We start from the raw sequence: 15,662 nt of genomic DNA on the forward strand, positions 1-15,662 counted from the left end.
TTATGCGGTGTTTTCAGGGCTGTGCCGGTTCCAGCCGGGTGATTCCCGTCGCCGCCGCGCGCGCGAGCGCCGGATCGAGCGACATCGGAATATATTCCCCGCGCCGCCACAATTCGGACAGATCGTCGTAATGGCGGCTGAGCGGATGGCCCGATTGCCCGGTTGCGATGATGAAGACCGACGAATCCGGATCCGCGAAATCATAGACCCCGCGATAGCCCGCGCCCGCAACGCTGGCGAAGGGGTTGGCGCCGGTGCCCGCCGTCTGCCCCCGGTTCAGCGTGAAATCCCCGCCCGAGGTCGATTGCCGGATGTTCACGAACCAGCGCAGCAGCGGCGTCTTGCCCAGAACGGTATGGTCATGGGTGGCCTCATGCGCATTGCCCCACCGCCAACTGTCGATATTCGCGCCATATTTCCGCTTCAGCTCGATCAGCGCATCGTCCAGCGCCATCCGCGCCATATCGGTGCAGGTCTCGACCGGGGCGGATTGCATCACGTCGCACCAGCGCGCGGCGCCCTCGGTGTTGCGGAAGACGCGCTCGATGAACAGCGGCTGCAACTGGTTGAATTCATTCGCCAGCGGCCCGAGTTCGTCGCGGATCAGCCGGTTTTGCAGGCTGCGCATCCAGGCGGCATAGATCAGCGGTTCGGGCATGTGTTCGTTCATCTCGCCGTCCCAGGCTGCCAGAAGCTCCAGCGCGCGCTGTCGCATCCGTTCGGGCGTGCCGTCAGGGGCGGGGGCACCGGTGAACCACAGATCCTTGCCGACCAGTGGCAGCAGGCCGCGCGCGGCGGGCGAAACGGTATCCAGTTGCGCGGCGATGAAGCTTCTCGCGGGAATGGACCTCGCGCTCCTCCATCAGCCGGGTCAGGCGCTGCACCCGCTGGCTGTCGCCCCAATGGTAGCTGACATGCTCCGGGAAGGGGCGGTCCACCGTCTTGTTGTTGGTGTTGATGACGATCCCGCCCGGCGGATCCAGAAAGCGCGGGTTGCGGTCATAGGGCAGGAAGCCCTGCCAGCGGTTCTTTTCCTCCCACCCCGGCGTCGGCATCCGTCCAAGCGTGGCATGGCCCGGATCGCGCAGCGGAATCCGGCCGACGGTGACCATGCCCACACCCTTCTGATCCGCCAGGATCAGGTTCTGCGCCGGGGCGATGACACGTTCCCCGGCGGCGGCGGCCTCCTCCACCGATCCGGATTTCATCAGCGCGAGCGCCGCGCTCATCGAGGTGTCCTCGCGGCTCAGCCCGGTCCAGGACAGCGACATCACCATCCCTGGCGGCGTGATCGCGGCCAGATCGAAATGGCTCCCCGGCAGGACGGGGCCGTTTTCCGTCCAGCGCAGGGTGAGGGTAACGGGCTGCGCATCCTTGATGTTGATGATGGCGCGGCGGGTCTCGAACGCCTTCCAGCCGCCGGGGGTGCGGTAGGTCGTCGGATTCTCGGGGTTCAGTTCTTCGACATGCAGATCCTGATCATCGACATAGGCCGTGGTGACGCCCCAGCCGAGCCGCGCGTTCCGCCCGGTCAGGATCATCGGAATGCCGGGGATGGTCGCGCCGATCACGCCGCCCGTTTGCAGTTCGAGCCGCGCGAGATACCACCAGCTTGGCGCGGTAAGGGACAGATGCGGGTCATTCGCCAGCAACGACCCACCCGCGGCGGAGCGGCGCGGCGCGGCGGCGAAAGCATTGGATGCGCCCGCGAAATCGCGTTCGGCAAATGGCGAGAACGGGCCTTCGGCATCGGCGCTGCGGATATTGCGCGGCGCGTCCGGGAACAGGCTGGCGTAATCGGGCAGGGCGGCGATACCCTGCCCCGGAATGTCGGGCATGATGTCGCGCACCCAGCCCTGACCCAGCATCGACACCCGCGCGCGCAGCACCTCGTCCTGCAACTGCCCCGAAAGCCGGGCGGCCAGCAGCTTCATGATCGCGATCGAATCCGCCGGGGTCCAATAGGCGATCGGCGCGTCGAACAGGAAGAACTCGGGCGCCCCCCGGCCAAGCGCGCCCTGGTTCACCTGTTCGATCCAGGCGTTCACGCCCCGGGAATAGGCCTCCAGCGCCGCTTTGGTGGGTGCGTCCTGCGCCTCGACCGAGGCCACCGCCGCACCATACAGGTCGAACCGGCGCATGATTTCATCGGTCTTGACGGTCTTGGCGCCGAAAACCTCGCTCAGGCGGCCCTGCACGGTGCGGCGCAGGACGGTCATCTGCCACAGCCGATCCTGCGCATGGGCAAGGCCGAGCGCGAAGAACACATCCGCATCCGACTGACCGAAGATATGCGGCACATCCTCGGTCGAGCGCACGATCTCTACCGGCGCGGATATGCCCGGCACATGATAGGTGGCGTCGTAATCAGGCAGCGAGCGGGTGGCGAAAAACCACACCCCCACCCAGCACAGGACCAGAGCCACGAGCGCGAGGGTGACACATCGCACCATCCAGCGGAACAGGGTGAACATCGGGGGGCTCGCGGGTTGACGGATTGGTCCGGTGCGTTACTAAGTCACGGGAAGCAGATGATCAACGCGCGTTTCGCGCCGGATGACGGGAGAGCAGAATGGCGAAAGTGGCATTTCTCGGCCTTGGGGTGATGGGCTTCCCGATGGCGGGGCATCTGGCGGCGAAGGGGCATGACGTCACCGTCTACAACCGCACCGCGGCGAAGGCCGAAGCCTGGGCGGCCCGGCACGCTGGCCAATGGGCCGCGACGCCCGCCGATGCGGCGCGCGATTGCGATTTCGTGATGGCCTGCGTCGGCAATGACGACGATCTGCGCGCGGTCTGCACCGGGGCCGAGGGCGCCTTTGCCGGGATGCGGGCGGGGGCGGTCTTCGTCGATCACACCACGGTTTCGGCAAAGGTGTCGCGCGAACTGGCCGAAGTCGCTGCGGCGGCGGGGATCGGCTATGTCGATGCGCCGGTCTCGGGCGGGCAGGCCGGAGCGGAGAATGGCGTGCTGACCGTGATGTGCGGCGGAGCCGAGGCGGATTACACGGCGGCGGAGCCGGTGATCGCCGCCTATGCCGGGGCCTGCCGCCGGATGGGCGAGGTGGGCGCCGGCCAGTTGACCAAGATGTGCAACCAGATCGCCATTGCGGGCGTGGTGCAGGGTCTGTCCGAAGCGCTGCATTTCGCCGAAAAGGCCGGGCTGGCGATCCCCGACGTGGTGGAGGCGATCTCGCGCGGGGCGGCGGGATCGTGGCAGATGTCGAACCGCGCGCAGACCATGGCGGAGAACCGCTTCGACTTCGGCTTCGCGGTCGACTGGATGCGCAAGGATCTGGGGATCTGCCTTGATACCGCAAACGCAACCGGGGCAAGCCTGCCGCTCACCGCGCTGGTCGATCAGTTCTACAAGGAAGTCCAGGGCATGGGCGGCGGCCGCTGGGATACCTCCTCCCTCATCGCCCGCCTGCGGCGATAGGGGGCATTCGGCAAACCCTTGGGGACAATCAGGTGGGGTCACTCAAGCCCAGATATTTCGTAATCTCGAGGAATATCTGCCGTTGAGGCCCACCACGTCGATGCACGGTTTCGCTGCTGATGGAACTCAAAGGCCGCTTTGTCGCAGAAGCATTCCTCTACATGCCAGATCAGAGGGTTATCCGACTGAAACACATTGAAAGATATACAACCGGGTTCGGCTGTCGTGAGGCGGATATGCTCAGGAAGATGTGTTCTCAAGGTTTCGATGTCGGCTTCCGATCTGCAAATCAGACGCCCGGTCAAACGCACCTTTTGCATCGTCATCCCCTTGCTGGCATTCACGGCGACGTCCACAAAGCGGACAGGAAAATGTCTCCTCACTCCCGCGCCGTCATATAGGCGGCGCAGCCGAGGAGGGCGGCGTAGTCGTCTTCGATCAGGCGTATGGGGAAGGCGTCCATGAAATCGGCGAAGCGGCCCTTGGCGCGGAACGCCTCGGTGAAGCCGAATTCGGCGAGGAGCGGGGCGAAGGCGCGGGAGACGCCGCCGATCAGGTAGATGCCGCCGAAGGGCAGGTGGGTCAGGGCGAGGTCGCCGATCACCGCGCCCATGACCCGCACGAAGATCCGTGCGGTTTCGCGCGCCAGCGGATCATCTGCCGACAGGGCCGCCATCACTCCGGCGGCGTCGAGCGGCGTGCCCGCTCCGGCCTGGTCACAGACGAAGGTGTGGACATGGGCGACGCCGCGCCCCGACAGCACGTCCTCGACCGAGGCGAAGCCATGTTCGCGTGCGACGAAACGCGACAGGCGCATATCGGCTTCGGACGCGACGGGGAGGGTGACGTGGCCGCCTTCGGAAGGGGAGACGATCCGCCCGCCCGGCGCCTCGTGGACCGGGGCGGCGTTGAAGCCGGTGCCGATCCCAACCACGAGCTGGCTCACCCCCGGCAGGGCGGCCCGTCCGGGCGCGATTTCGCGCAGCATCCCGGGTTCGATCCGGCCAAGGGCATGGCCCTGTGCCTGAAGGTCGTTCAGCACGGCGACGCGGCGGGCGCCGGTGGCCTCGCTTACGGAGCCGCCTTCGATCACCCAGTCGAGATTGGTCATCGTCGCCACACCGTCCCGCACCGGTCCGGCGGCGGCGACACAGGCACCCTCCGGCGCCACCCCCGCCTCGGCCAGATAGCTGCGCAGGATCGGTTCCAGCGCCGGTTGTCCGGCATTGGCATAACGGCGGATCGACTGCGCCAGCAGCCGCCCATCCTCCGACAGCGCGACGCGGGTGTTCGTGCCGCCGATATCGGCCAGAAGGGTGTAACGGGACATCTCGAAGCTCCTGAGCCGTGGTGCAAGGGTGATAGGACGCCTCGGGGGGCTGCTGCAAGCGGTTGTCCCGAACCCCGCAGCGTTTGCACGCCGCGAAGGTGCGGCTTTAACGCTTGGTTAACCATTCTGTCGGTAACCCTCCGGCATCCGATCGGGTGACACGGCGGGAGGATGAGATGAGGACACCCTTTGCCCTGACCTTCGCGCTTGGCCTGATGGTTCAGGGCGCGCTGGCGCAGGATCTGGCCTTTGCGCCCGGCGCGGATGCCCGCTTCCACTGGGACAGCTACGACGCACTGAAAGCGACCCGGCTGGAGGGGCAGACGATTACCGTTCTGGGGCCGTGGCTCGGGCCGGACAAGGCGCTGTTTGAAAGCGTTCTGGCCTATTTCGAGGCGGCGACGGGGGCCGAGGTGGTCTATGCCGGATCGACCAGTTTCGAGCAGCAGATCGTGATTGACGCCGAGGCGGGATCACCCCCCGACATCGCGGCCTTCCCACAGCCGGGCCTTGCTGCCGATATGGCGCGCAAGGGCTATCTGCGGCCTCTGGCGGCGGGGATGGAGGACTGGCTGAGGGAGAATTACGCGCAGGGCGAGACCTGGGCGCAATATGGTCGCTATCCGGGGCCGGATGGCACGGCGCGGCTCTATGCCTTTCCCTATAAGGCGGATGTGAAATCGCTGGTCTGGTATGTACCGGAGAATTTCGCGGATGCAGGCTATGAAGTGCCGCAGACGCTGGCCGATCTGAAGACGCTGACCGAGCGGATCGCGCGCGATGGCGGCACGCCCTGGTGCATCGGTATCGCGTCGGGCGGGGCAACAGGCTGGCCCGCGACGGATTGGGTCGAGGATCTGATGCTGCGGCTCAACGCACCTGCGGATTATGATGCCTGGGTCGCCAACCGGCTGAAATTCGACGATCCGAAGGTGATTGCCGCGATCGGGGAATTCGGCTGGTTCGCGGCGCGGGCCGGTTCCGGGGCCACGGTCGCCGCGACCGATTTTCGCGACAGCCCGAAGGGGCTGTTCACCGTGCCACCGCGCTGCTACCTGCACCGGCAGGGGTCTTTCATCCCGTCGTTTTTCCCCGAAGGACAGGTGATCGGCGCGGATTACGACGTCTTCTATTTCCCGGCGGATGGTGCGGAGCGGCCGGTGCTGGTGGCGACGTCGATGTTCGCGAAGATGACGGACAATCCGGACTCGGATGCCTTCATCGCCTTCCTGCAAAGCCCGATCGCGCATGAGGTCTGGATGGCGCAGACCGGCTTCGTCACGCCGCATCGGGGGGTGAACCCGGAGGTCTACGGCAGCCCGGTCCTGCGCGGCATCGGGGATATTCTGCTGAGCGCGACCACCGTGCGGTTCGATGGGTCGGACCTGATGCCGGGGGCGATCGGGGCAGGGGCGTTCTGGACCGGGATGGTGGATTTCGTCGGCGGCAAACCGGCGACAGAGGTCGCGCGGCAGATTCAGGCGGTCTGGGACACGCTCGGGCGGTAGATGGAGCAGATTCTTTTCGCCACAGGAACGATCCTGGCCGGGGTGTCCGGCTGCGTCGGCTGGATCTGGGGCGCGAACCGGGTTCTGGACCTGTGGCCGGGTGGGGCGATCCTGCGGCCATGGGTGTTTCTGGGGCCTGCGCTGGCGGGGCTGGGGCTCTATCTGGTCTGGCCCGCGCTGGAAACGCTTTGGCGCAGCCTGCATGACGCGACGGGCACGCAGTGGGTCGGCGCGGGGAACTATCTGTGGCTGCTGAACGATCCGAAATTCCGCGAGGCGATGCGGAACACTCTGCTGTGGCTCCTGGTGGTGCCAACGCTGTCCACTACCTTCGGGCTGCTGGCGGCGCAACTGACGGACCGCATCCGCTGGCGGGCCGTGGCGCAGGCGATGATCTTCCTGCCGATGGCGATTTCCTTTGCAGGGGCCGGGGTGATCTGGAAATTCGTCTATGATTTCAGGTCGGTGGATCAGGAGCAGATCGGCCTGCTGAATGCCGTCGTGGTCGCTTTCGGCGGCGCGCCCCGGGCCTGGCTGAGCCTTCCGCTGTGGAACAGCTTTTGCCTGATGGCGGTGCTGATCTGGATCCAGACCGGCTTCGCGATGGTGATCCTGTCCGCCGCCCTGCGCGCCATCCCACAGGACATACGCGAAGCCGCGATGCTGGACGGCGCCAATCCGTGGCAGATCTTCCTTCAGATCACCGTGCCGCAGATCCGTGGCGCGATCGCCGTGGTCTGGACTACGATCACCGTCACCGTGCTGAAGGTCTTTGACATCGTTTTCGTGATGACGAACGGACAATGGGGCACACAGGTGCTGGCCAATCTGATGTATGACTGGATGTTCCGGGGTGCGCCGGATTATGGCCGGGGCTCGGCGATTGCGGTCGTGATCATGGTGCTGGTGGCGCCGGTCATGATCTGGAACATCCGGCGGTGAGCCGGGCGGTAACCATCGCCGTCGCGCTCTTGGTGCTGCTGTGGACGGTGCCGACGCTTGGCCTGCTGGTGACGTCGCTGCGCGACCGCGACCAGATCGCGGCCTCGGGCTGGTGGCGCGCGGGTTTGCCCGCGACGGTATCGGGGTTCGTCCGGGTGGGCGATCAGGGGGAGATCGCGGGGCAGGCGCTTCGCCCCGGTGAGAGGCTCGTCGCCTGGGGTACGTCGTCGCGCGCGCCCATGGCCTACAGGCCCGGCGAGACGGTACAGGTCAAGGGCGGGCAGGTGAGCGTCACGGCCGATGGCCGCTACCGGCTGACGGCGCCCAACGGGCGGGGGATGCGGATTTTCGTCACCGCGAAGGTGCCGCCAAAGCTTACGCTTGACAATTATCGTCGGGTGATCGGGGTCGAAGGGCTGGGGCGGGCCTTCCTGAACACGCTGATGGTGACGGTCCCGGCGACGGTGCTGCCGATCCTGATCGCGGCTTTCGCGGCCTATGCGCTGGCGTGGATGGAGTTCCCGGGCCGGGCACTGCTGGGGGCGGCACTCGCCGGGTTGCTGGTGGTGCCGCTGCAACTCGCGCTGATCCCGCTGTTGAAGTTCCACAACGATATCGGTCTGGGCAAGGGTTACCTTGGGATCTGGTTCGCCCATACCGGATTCGGCCTGCCGGTGGCAATCTACCTGTTGCGCGGCTACATGGCGCGCCTGCCACGGGAAATCATCGAAAGCGCCCGGATCGACGGCGCCTCGGAACTCCAGGTCTTCCGCGGGATCGTCCTGCCGCTCAGCTTTCCGGCGCTGGCATCCTTTGCCATATTTCAGTTCCTCTGGGTCTGGAACGACCTTCTGGTGGCGACGGTCTTCCTGGGCAACCGACCGGATCAGCTTGTCATGACCGGTGTGCTGCGCGAAATGATGGGCGCCCGCGGCGGCGAATGGGAGATACTGGCAGCCTCGGCCTTCGTGTCGATCACGGTTCCGCTGGCGGTCTTCTTCGTCCTGCAAAAGTACCTGGTGCGCGGCCTGTTGGCCGGAGCCGTGAAAGGTGGCTGATCCTCTCAAGTCTATCACCACGGCACCGCGTTCCCGCCGGGATCCAAGGGCTGTGACGAAGAATAATTACATAACTCACATTATTGGATTTTTAATAAAGGCAGCACCTCGCTCATCGAGACCTGCAAAATGAACGACCTCGACCGCCACTTCTGGTTGGCCGAACCGCTTGTCGCGAAACTGTACGGCCAATGACGCATCGGCTGGTGCCTTCCGAGATTATTGCCCGGGCGTCAGTCTGATCAGGGCGCCGTTTTCCGCATCGGTCAGGATCATCACCGCCCCGTCCCGCGCGACAGCCACATCCCGGATCCGGGCCTGCCCTTGCAGGTAGCGGGCCTCGCCCGTCACGCGATCGCCCTCCAGCGTCAGGCGCACCAGCGCCTGCCCGGCAAGCCCGCCGATCAACAGGCTCCCGCGCCAGTCCGCAAACAACGCGCCGTCATAAAACACCATGCCGCCGGGCGCGATCACCGGATCCCAGTAATAGACCGGCTGCTCCATCCCCTCCTGCGCCGTCAGGCCCGCGCCGATCGGTGCGCCGCTGTATTCCCGGCCATAGCTGATCACCGGCCAGCCGTAATTCAGGCCCGCCTGAGGCCGGTTCAACTCGTCGCCTCCGCGCGGCCCATGTTCGGCGGTCCACAACGCGCCATCCGGTGCCAGCGCCGCCGATTGCAGGTTGCGGTGACCATAGGACCAGATTTCCGGCTGACCGCCCCTGATTGCCGGGTTGCCCCTGGCCGGGCCGCCCTCCGGGTCGATCCGCAGCACCTTGCCGAGATGGGTGCCGACATCCTGCGCCAGAACGCGGGGTTCGGGGGACGAGCGGTCGCCCGTGGTCACGAACAGCATGCCGTCGCGGTCAAAAACCAGCCGCGCGCCAAAATGCGCGGTCGAGGCCCAGGCCGGGTTCTGCCGGAAGATCACCCGCACATTGCTCAGCGCGCGGCCGTCCTCGGACAGAGTGCCCGTCGCCACGGCGGTTGCGTTTTCACCATTGCCGCGCGGCTCGGCATAGCTCCACCAGACCCGCCGGGTCTGCGCGAAATCGTCCCGGATCACCACGTCGAGCAGGCCTCCCTGACGCCGGGCATCCACCTCCGGCAGGCCCGCGATCGGCTCCGATACTGTCCCGTCGGGCGAGACCAGCCGCATCCGCCCTGGCCGTTCCGTCACCAGCCAACGGCCATCGGGCAACTGCTCCATGCCCCAGGGATGGAGCAGTCCCGAAGCGATAACCTGCTGTTCCAGCCGCAGACCGTCACGAATAACCGGCGCCCGCGTCTGCCCGGCAAAGGCCGACCGCTGGTCCGGCGCATTGGGCGGTGGCGCGTTGAAATCCTGCGCAACGGCAGGACCGGAAAGCAGAAGCGCAAGGATCAGGCCCCAGCCGCGTCGTTCCGAAGTCTTCATGGCCACCATCTCCCCGGTTTTCTATCAATACTCATTGGAATATAGGTCGTGCGGCGCCTTTTCACACCGGCCTTTTCACCGCACGAATTGCGCTGCGACCCGCAACCCGAGGCAGACCACCGCTTTTCGGGCCGCTCTCGATTAGCGTCACATCGGGCGGGCCATCGTCGGATTGCACCCCGGCGCGCGGTTCATTTTCCATGGGTCATTGCAAGTTTCAAGAATGCCCCCCTCGGTAATGGCGTGTTCTCGGTCCTCATCGGGAGGTCCGCGCCTTTGACGCGGAGTTGGATCACGGCCAAGAACCTCTTTGGAATCCCCGTTATCGGGTCGAAATGCCCACCGGGCGTTTCTTTACCTCAAACTGCGCCGGCCGCATGAGGGTGGGCCCTGATCACGGGGCTGTCGATCACCTGGAGCTTGTCGGGCGCAACACCAGCGTGGTTCAGGATATCCTCCCACAGCCCGGCGAGCGTCCCGCGCCGGAATTACCGGCAGACGGATGACCACCTGCCAAACTCCTCTGGCAGATCCCGCCAGGGCGCACCGGTCCGCGCGACCCAGAAAATGCCCTCCAGAACGAGTCGATGCTCCGCAGGCTTGCGCCCGTTCGAATACCGGACGGCTCGGATAATGTTGAAAACATCGCAAAAAACGAAGAGGCCTCCGAATATCAGCCCTCCGGCTTCCACGATCGAGAATAGAATTTTCACTCATGGCCTTCCATGTTTATCACTATCATGGATCAGCGCTTTTTATGGAAAACGGCAGTCTTCCCATGAGATTTGTTGCAATCCGCTCGCGGATCAATTCGCAAGTGATTACGGTTCATCACGTTCCCAGGAAAGCTGAGGGTGCGCGGCCCCTTGATAACCGTGTCAGCCATTTGACGGGCCGCGCACTTCGGCACGATCAGGCGGCCTTGCGACGCGCTCTGCCGATTACACCCAGGGCGCCGAGGCCACCCAGAAGCAGCGGCAACGCCGCCGGGACCGGAACGGCCGGAAGCTCGGCAGTCACGACATTATAGCGCACCACGCCGACCACATCCCCCTCCGCAAGGTTCAGCGGGCTGCCGCCTCCGGCCACCCATGTATCGTATTGCTCTTTCGGGAACCAGTCGGAATTATATTCGCTATAGGCGTAATTCAAAAGTCCCGCCATCGTTGCCGTGACCTGAAGTTCATAGCCATCGCCAACGGCATTTCCGAGCGTGAACAGTACATTGTCGTCGCGGCGAACACCATTGATGTTCCCGAACAATTCTCCGATGACCGTATTCAGGCCGAAGCCGTTGGGGCCGGATCCGGAACGGGACAATTCGTTGCGGCAGCAAAGCCGGGTAGTATCCGGAGCGAAGGATTCGATTTCGTTCCCATTGCCATCGAGCGGGAACAGATAGATCCCCCCGTTCAGATAAAGCTGATAGCCATTGGCAAGAACCTGACTGCCGTTGCTCCATTCTCCGTTCCGGTTTTTCCGGGTGGCCTGAATGTCGAACTCCAGAACCGGGTTTCCGGCGGAATTGATCACGCCGGGATGCGCGCCCGGGCCGGGAATGCCCCAGAGGTTGGAGGATGCAAGGTCATAGGTCAATTCAAACGTGACACTACCGCCGGTGACGACGGTCTTTGCAGCGGCGGTTTCAGCCATAAGGAAAGAAGCGGCCAGCGCGCAGGCTGCCACCAAGGCGGATCTTGACATAAGTCACTCCTGAGAATCTCGAATTTTGGGGATTTGGTGCCACCAAGGTGCCTTTTTAAAGATGATTAAAATTGTCACACATGTCAATCGCAACTGTTCCGATAAAAATCTCTCCCGCACCGCTTTGGCTATGGGCGGGGTTTCCGGTGCCGCGTGTCTGAAGGTCCGGCCAGGTTGGCCGTCGCCGTCATCTTCGCCAGAGGATGGTTACCCGCGCCCCCTGCCCCAAATCGGCCGCGGCAGGCGGTGCGATGATAATCCCCGCTTCCGTGCCGCCACCTGCTGGCGTTCGCTGGCGAAGAAAACGAAGCGGTCGGCGGCTCATCGCGTCCGGACTGGGCGTCGCCGGGATCGGGTATGTGCCTCCCCGGCGATGACGGACCGCGCATCGCCGTTCCAGCCTGCCGCCGGACAGGGACAGGGCGGCGGTTTTGCCTGCCGAAACCCGCCGGGCGCCCGTCACGGGAGGGGCAGCCGGAATATGTCGAATGAGGCGCCATCGCGTGATCTCTTTCCACCGGGCCCATTCCTTACTAAGTTTATCAGGTTAGTTCTGGCGTGCGCCACGGGGAATTCGCCAGAAACGGTGCGGGAGGTGATCCGATGCTGAAACGCTGGGTGTTGGCGCTGGCCGTGCTGGCAAGTCCGTCCTGGGCCTGCGAGGGGCGGCTGTTGGAAGGCGCAGCGGTCCATGCGGCGCCGCTTTGTGTGCCCGCCGCGCCGCGCCGGGTGGTGGTGCTGGATGCGGGTTTCGGCCTCGGCATCGGGCTGGATGTGGGGTTGCCCATCGTCGGCGCGCCGATGGACGGGATGAGCGACGCCGCCCTGAAGGCGCGGGCAGAAGCGGCGGGCGCGGCCTCGCTCGGCTTCGTGGCGGAGCCGAGCCTTGAGGCGCTGGTCGCGCTGCAACCCGACATGATCCTCGGCTTCGTGGGCGACGCATCGCTCGCGGATGCGGTTTATCCGCAGCTTTCCGGGCTGGCGCCGACGCTTCTTTATACGTCGACGGACTGGCAGGCATTTTACCGGCTGATGGCGGGCTTCACCCGCCGCGAGGCGGAGGTGGAGCGTGATCTTTCCGCCTATCGCGCGCGGCTGGAGGACATGCGCGCCCGGATGCCGGACCGGGTGGTTTCCGTCCTGCGGATCACTTCCTGGGATTTTCAGGTCTATCTGGACAGCCCCCGCGCCTATGCGCCCTTCGAGGTGATGCGGCAGGCCGGTGTGAAGCGCAGCATCTATGAGACGACGGACGATCCCGCGCAGTCCATGAAGCGGCCCGACTGGGAGGATCTGGCCGCGCTGGACGGCGACGTGCTGCTTTATATCGTCGGCGGCACCAATGCTTCCGACAGGGATGGCCGGCATGAGGAGGTTCTGGCCAATCCGCTGTGGCGGATGCTGCCCGCGGTGCGGGCGGGCCATGTCCACCGGGTCGAGGCCGCGACATGGATGGAGTTCAGCGGCCTCGCCTCGGCGCATCGGGTGCTGGACGATCTGGAACGCTATGTGATCGGGGCGCCGTGAGCCGCGGGCTGCTGGTCCTGGGGGCGGTTCTGGCCGTTCTGGCGCTGTGGTCGCTGACGGTGGGATCGTCCGACATTTCGCTGGTCCGCGCGCTGCGGGCGCTGCTCTCGGCGGGTGAAGAACGGGCGGATATCGTGGTGCGCGACGTGCGCCTGCCGCGGCTTCTGGCGGCGCTTTCGGCCGGAGCGGCGCTGGCTGTCGCGGGGGCGGTGATGCAGGCGATGACGGGCAATCCGCTGGCCGATCCGGGGCTTCTGGGCGTCAATGCCGGGGCGAGTTTCGCCGTGGTCATGGCGATCTCCTTCCTTGGCGTCAGCGGCGGCGGCGCGCTGATGTGGGTGGCCTTCCTCGGCGCCGGAGCGGCGGCGGCGCTGGTCCTCGCGCTCGGCGCGGGCGGAGCCGGGCCGGTGCGGCTGGTGCTGGCGGGCGTCGTGGTGGGGACGTTCCTCGGCGCGCTGACCATGGCGGTGCTGATCCTTGATCAGGCCACGCTGGACGTCGTGCGGCTCTGGACAGCGGGCAGCCTGCGTAACCGGCAGATGGCGCAGGTTCTGCCGGTGCTGCCCTGGCTCGGGCTCGCGCTGCTGGCGGCGCTCCTGCTGCGGGAGCAGTTCACCATCCTGTCCCTCGGCGCGGAGACGGCGAAGGGGCTGGGGCAGAGCCCAATCCTCTGGCAGGGGATCGCGGCTCTGATCGTCGTGGGGCTCGCGGGCGGTGCGGTGGCGATCGCCGGGCCGCTCGGCTTTGTGGGGCTGGTGGTGCCGCATCTGGCGCGGCTGATCCTCGGGCCGGACTACCGGCGGATCCTGCCCGTCGCGGCGCTCGGGGGCGCGGTTCTGGCGGTGCTGGGCGATGCGCTGCCGCGTGCGGTTCTGGGCGTGGATGTGCCGCTTGGGGTGACGATGGCGCTGATCGGCGCGCCCTTCTTCATCTGGCTGGCGCGCAGCCGGGGAGCGGAGGCATGAAGATCTGGGTGGGGCTCATGCTGTTGACGGCGGCGGTCTTCCTGCTCGCGCTGAGTTTCGGCGACCAGCGGATCCCCTTCGTGGCGGTGCTCTCCGCCCTGCGCGGAACGGCGGAGGCTCCGGTGCAGATGATCGTGACCGGGTTGCGCCTGCCGCGCGCGGTGATGGCGCTTCTGGTGGGGGCGGCGCTCGGGGCCTCCGGGGCGCTGGCACAGGCGATCATGCGCAACCCGCTGGCGGAACCGGGGCTTCTCGGCATCAACGCGGGCGCGGCGCTGGCCGCCGTTCTGGTCATCGTTCAACTCGACGGCGTGCCGCAGGGCCTACTACCCTGGCTGACCTTCGGCGGCGCACTGGCCATGTCCGTGGCCATTCATGCGCTCTCCTGGCGGCGGGGCAGCAGTTCGACGCGGATCATTCTGGTGGGGATCGGGCTTTCCGCACTGGCCGGGGCGGCGGCCAGCTTCATCTCCACCTTCGGCGATGCGCCGGCGGTGCAGCGCGCGATGATCTGGCTGGCCGGAAGCCTTCAGGACAGCCGGTGGGAACGGGTGCGGATGCTGGCGTCCTGGTCCGCCCTGCCGCTGGCGCTGGCCTGGGCGATGGCGCGGGAACTCGACGTAATCGCGATGGGTGACACGGTGGCGCGCGGGCTCGGGCAGCGGGTGGATGCCGTCCGCGGTGCGGCGGTGCTGCTTTGCGCGCTGTTGTCCGGGGCGGCGGTCGCGGCCTCGGGGCTGGTGGCCTTCGTCGGGCTGGTGGCGCCGCATCTGGCGCGGCGGCTGTTCGGACAGGCCCATGCGCGGCTGATCCCGGGGGCCGCGCTGATCGGGGCGGCGCTGGTACTCTCGGCTGATCTCGCCGCGCGCAACGTGATGCCGCCGGTGCAGATCCCGGTGGGGGTGTTCACCGCGCTGCTGGGGGCGCCGTTCTTCGGCTGGCTGCTGTGGAGGAGACGCGATGGCTGATGCGGAACTGACGGCGGAACGGGTCTCCATCGGCTATGGCCGCCGCCCGGTGGTGGAGGGGCTGAGCCTCGCCATCCCGCGCGGGCGGTTCACGGCGCTCCTTGGCCCGAACGGATCGGGCAAGTCCACGCTGCTGCGGGGCCTCGCCGGGCTGCACCGGCTGGAGCGGGGGGCGGTTCTGCTGGATGGCCAGCCGCTCGCGCGCCTGCCCGCGAAGGCCGTGGCGCGGCGGATCGGTTTTCTGGCGCAGGGGGCCACGGCGCCGGAGGGGATGACGGTGGGCGATCTGGTCCGGCAGGGGCGCTATCCGCACCGCAGCCTGCTGGGCGGCTGGACCGCCGCAGACAGCGCGGCGGTGGCGGAGGCGCTGACGCTGACCGGCACCGCCGATCTGCGCGACCGGCGGCTCGACACGCTGTCCGGCGGGCAACGTCAGCGCGCGTGGATCGCGATGACGCTGGCGCAGCAGGGCGGCATCCTGCTTCTGGACGAGCCGACGACATGGCTCGACCTCGCCCATCAGGTGGAGCTTCTGGAACTGCTCCGCCACCTGATCGAGACGCGCGGCGCCACCGTCGTCGCCGTGCTGCACGAGCTGAACCAGGCCGCGCGCTACGCCGATCATCTGGTGCTGCTGAAGGCCGGGCGCATCCATGCCGAAGGACCGCCCGCCGCGGTGCTGACCGCCGACAACATGCAGGCGGTGTTCGGCCTAGCGGTGACCATCCTGACCGATCCGGAAACCGGGGGGCCAATGTGCGTGCCGTTGCGCCGTCCGCACGTCCCGCAGGACGGTGGCCGGTAA

Annotated in this window: 12 protein-coding genes and 2 pseudogenes; 8 read left to right on the forward strand and 6 right to left on the reverse strand. The window is 66.4% G+C overall.

From position 1 onward, the window contains the following. Positions 1 to 13 precede the first annotated feature (13 nt). Positions 14 to 2,474, reverse strand: a pseudogene (locus QM789_RS10350) (penicillin acylase family protein). Between the two features lie 98 nt (positions 2,475 to 2,572). Between QM789_RS10350 and QM789_RS10355 the strand changes: the two are divergent. Then, positions 2,573 to 3,439 (forward strand): NAD(P)-dependent oxidoreductase, encoded by an 867-nt coding sequence (locus QM789_RS10355; protein WP_420351836.1) that lies wholly within the window; start codon positions 2,573 to 2,575, stop codon positions 3,437 to 3,439. A gap of 38 nt (positions 3,440 to 3,477) precedes the next feature. Here QM789_RS10355 and QM789_RS10360 read toward each other — a convergent pair whose 3' ends face one another. Together QM789_RS10360 and QM789_RS10365 are read right to left on the reverse strand one after the other, a co-directional pair. Next, entirely contained in the window at positions 3,478 to 3,783 is a 306-nt protein-coding gene (locus QM789_RS10360; protein ID WP_420351837.1) for a putative quinol monooxygenase, read from the reverse strand. Between the two features lie 35 nt (positions 3,784 to 3,818). Continuing rightward, positions 3,819 to 4,769 carry a glucokinase gene (locus tag QM789_RS10365; protein WP_420351838.1) on the reverse strand — a complete coding sequence of 317 codons (951 nt, stop codon included), beginning with the start codon at positions 4,767 to 4,769 and terminating at the stop codon, positions 3,819 to 3,821. Between the two features lie 176 nt (positions 4,770 to 4,945). Here QM789_RS10365 and QM789_RS10370 point away from each other — a divergent pair, with 176 nt between their 5' ends. The 3 genes from QM789_RS10370 to QM789_RS10380 are packed head-to-tail and all read left to right on the forward strand — an operon-like array spanning position 4,946 to position 8,277. Further along, positions 4,946 to 6,277, forward strand: a complete 1,332-nt coding sequence (locus QM789_RS10370) for an ABC transporter substrate-binding protein (protein ID WP_420351839.1) — start codon at positions 4,946 to 4,948, stop codon at positions 6,275 to 6,277. Then, positions 6,278 to 7,219, forward strand: a complete 942-nt coding sequence (locus QM789_RS10375; protein WP_420351840.1) for a carbohydrate ABC transporter permease — start codon at positions 6,278 to 6,280, stop codon at positions 7,217 to 7,219. Next, positions 7,216 to 8,277 carry a carbohydrate ABC transporter permease gene (locus QM789_RS10380; RefSeq protein WP_420351841.1) on the forward strand — a complete coding sequence of 354 codons (1,062 nt, stop codon included), beginning with the start codon at positions 7,216 to 7,218 and terminating at the stop codon, positions 8,275 to 8,277. Before QM789_RS10375 ends, QM789_RS10380 begins: the two co-directional genes overlap by 4 nt. 219 nt (positions 8,278 to 8,496) lie before the next feature. Here the strand turns inward: QM789_RS10380 and QM789_RS10385 are convergent, their stop codons facing one another. The 3 genes and pseudogenes from QM789_RS10385 to QM789_RS10395 all read right to left on the reverse strand — a co-directional run bounded on the left by QM789_RS10385 (position 8,497) and on the right by QM789_RS10395 (position 11,397). Next, entirely contained in the window at positions 8,497 to 9,693 is a 1,197-nt protein-coding gene (locus QM789_RS10385; RefSeq protein ID WP_420351842.1) for a PQQ-dependent sugar dehydrogenase, read from the reverse strand. A gap of 239 nt (positions 9,694 to 9,932) precedes the next feature. Then, a pseudogene (locus QM789_RS10390) lies at positions 9,933 to 10,370 on the reverse strand (transposase); the annotation flags it as partial. Positions 10,371 to 10,605: 235 nt separating this feature from the next. Further along, on the reverse strand, positions 10,606 to 11,397 hold the full coding sequence (locus QM789_RS10395) for a PEP-CTERM sorting domain-containing protein (protein WP_420351843.1): 792 nt from the start codon (positions 11,395 to 11,397) through the stop codon (positions 10,606 to 10,608). Between the two features lie 603 nt (positions 11,398 to 12,000). On the opposite strand from QM789_RS10395, the gene QM789_RS10400 reads away from it, so the two are divergent. Genes QM789_RS10400 through QM789_RS10415 form a run of 4 tightly spaced genes read left to right on the forward strand, consistent with a single transcriptional unit; the run spans position 12,001 to position 15,662 of the window. After that, positions 12,001 to 12,924, forward strand: coding sequence for an iron-siderophore ABC transporter substrate-binding protein (locus QM789_RS10400; RefSeq protein ID WP_420351844.1), 924 nt, complete (start codon positions 12,001 to 12,003; stop codon positions 12,922 to 12,924). Continuing rightward, entirely contained in the window at positions 12,921 to 13,889 is a 969-nt protein-coding gene (locus QM789_RS10405) for a FecCD family ABC transporter permease (RefSeq protein WP_420351845.1), read from the forward strand. The genes QM789_RS10400 and QM789_RS10405 overlap by 4 nt, the downstream gene beginning before the upstream one ends. Next, complete coding sequence (locus tag QM789_RS10410) at positions 13,886 to 14,857, forward strand: FecCD family ABC transporter permease (RefSeq protein WP_420351846.1); 972 nt, start codon at positions 13,886 to 13,888, stop codon at positions 14,855 to 14,857. The genes QM789_RS10405 and QM789_RS10410 overlap by 4 nt, the downstream gene beginning before the upstream one ends. Beyond that, positions 14,850 to 15,662: an ABC transporter ATP-binding protein gene (locus QM789_RS10415; protein ID WP_420351847.1), complete on the forward strand. Its 813-nt coding sequence runs from the start codon at positions 14,850 to 14,852 to the stop codon at positions 15,660 to 15,662. The genes QM789_RS10410 and QM789_RS10415 overlap by 8 nt, the downstream gene beginning before the upstream one ends.

Source organism: Paenirhodobacter sp., assembly GCF_047600745.1.
Classification (GTDB): domain Bacteria; phylum Pseudomonadota; class Alphaproteobacteria; order Rhodobacterales; family Rhodobacteraceae; genus Rhodobacter.

Excerpts from the sequence above, each read along its gene's own strand:
- QM789_RS10415 (WP_420351847.1), top strand. The coding sequence starts at position 14,850 with ATGGCTGATGCGGAACTGACGGCGGAACGGGTCTCCATCGGCTATGGC.
- QM789_RS10395 (WP_420351843.1), bottom strand. The coding sequence starts at position 11,397 with ATGTCAAGATCCGCCTTGGTGGCAGCCTGCGCGCTGGCCGCTTCTTTC.
- QM789_RS10385 (WP_420351842.1), bottom strand. The coding sequence starts at position 9,693 with ATGAAGACTTCGGAACGACGCGGCTGGGGCCTGATCCTTGCGCTTCTG.
- QM789_RS10410 (WP_420351846.1), top strand. The coding sequence starts at position 13,886 with ATGAAGATCTGGGTGGGGCTCATGCTGTTGACGGCGGCGGTCTTCCTG.
- QM789_RS10370 (WP_420351839.1), top strand. The coding sequence starts at position 4,946 with ATGAGGACACCCTTTGCCCTGACCTTCGCGCTTGGCCTGATGGTTCAG.
- QM789_RS10355 (WP_420351836.1), top strand. The coding sequence starts at position 2,573 with ATGGCGAAAGTGGCATTTCTCGGCCTTGGGGTGATGGGCTTCCCGATG.
- QM789_RS10400 (WP_420351844.1), top strand. The coding sequence starts at position 12,001 with ATGCTGAAACGCTGGGTGTTGGCGCTGGCCGTGCTGGCAAGTCCGTCC.
- QM789_RS10365 (WP_420351838.1), bottom strand. The coding sequence starts at position 4,769 with ATGTCCCGTTACACCCTTCTGGCCGATATCGGCGGCACGAACACCCGC.
- QM789_RS10375 (WP_420351840.1), top strand. The coding sequence starts at position 6,278 with ATGGAGCAGATTCTTTTCGCCACAGGAACGATCCTGGCCGGGGTGTCC.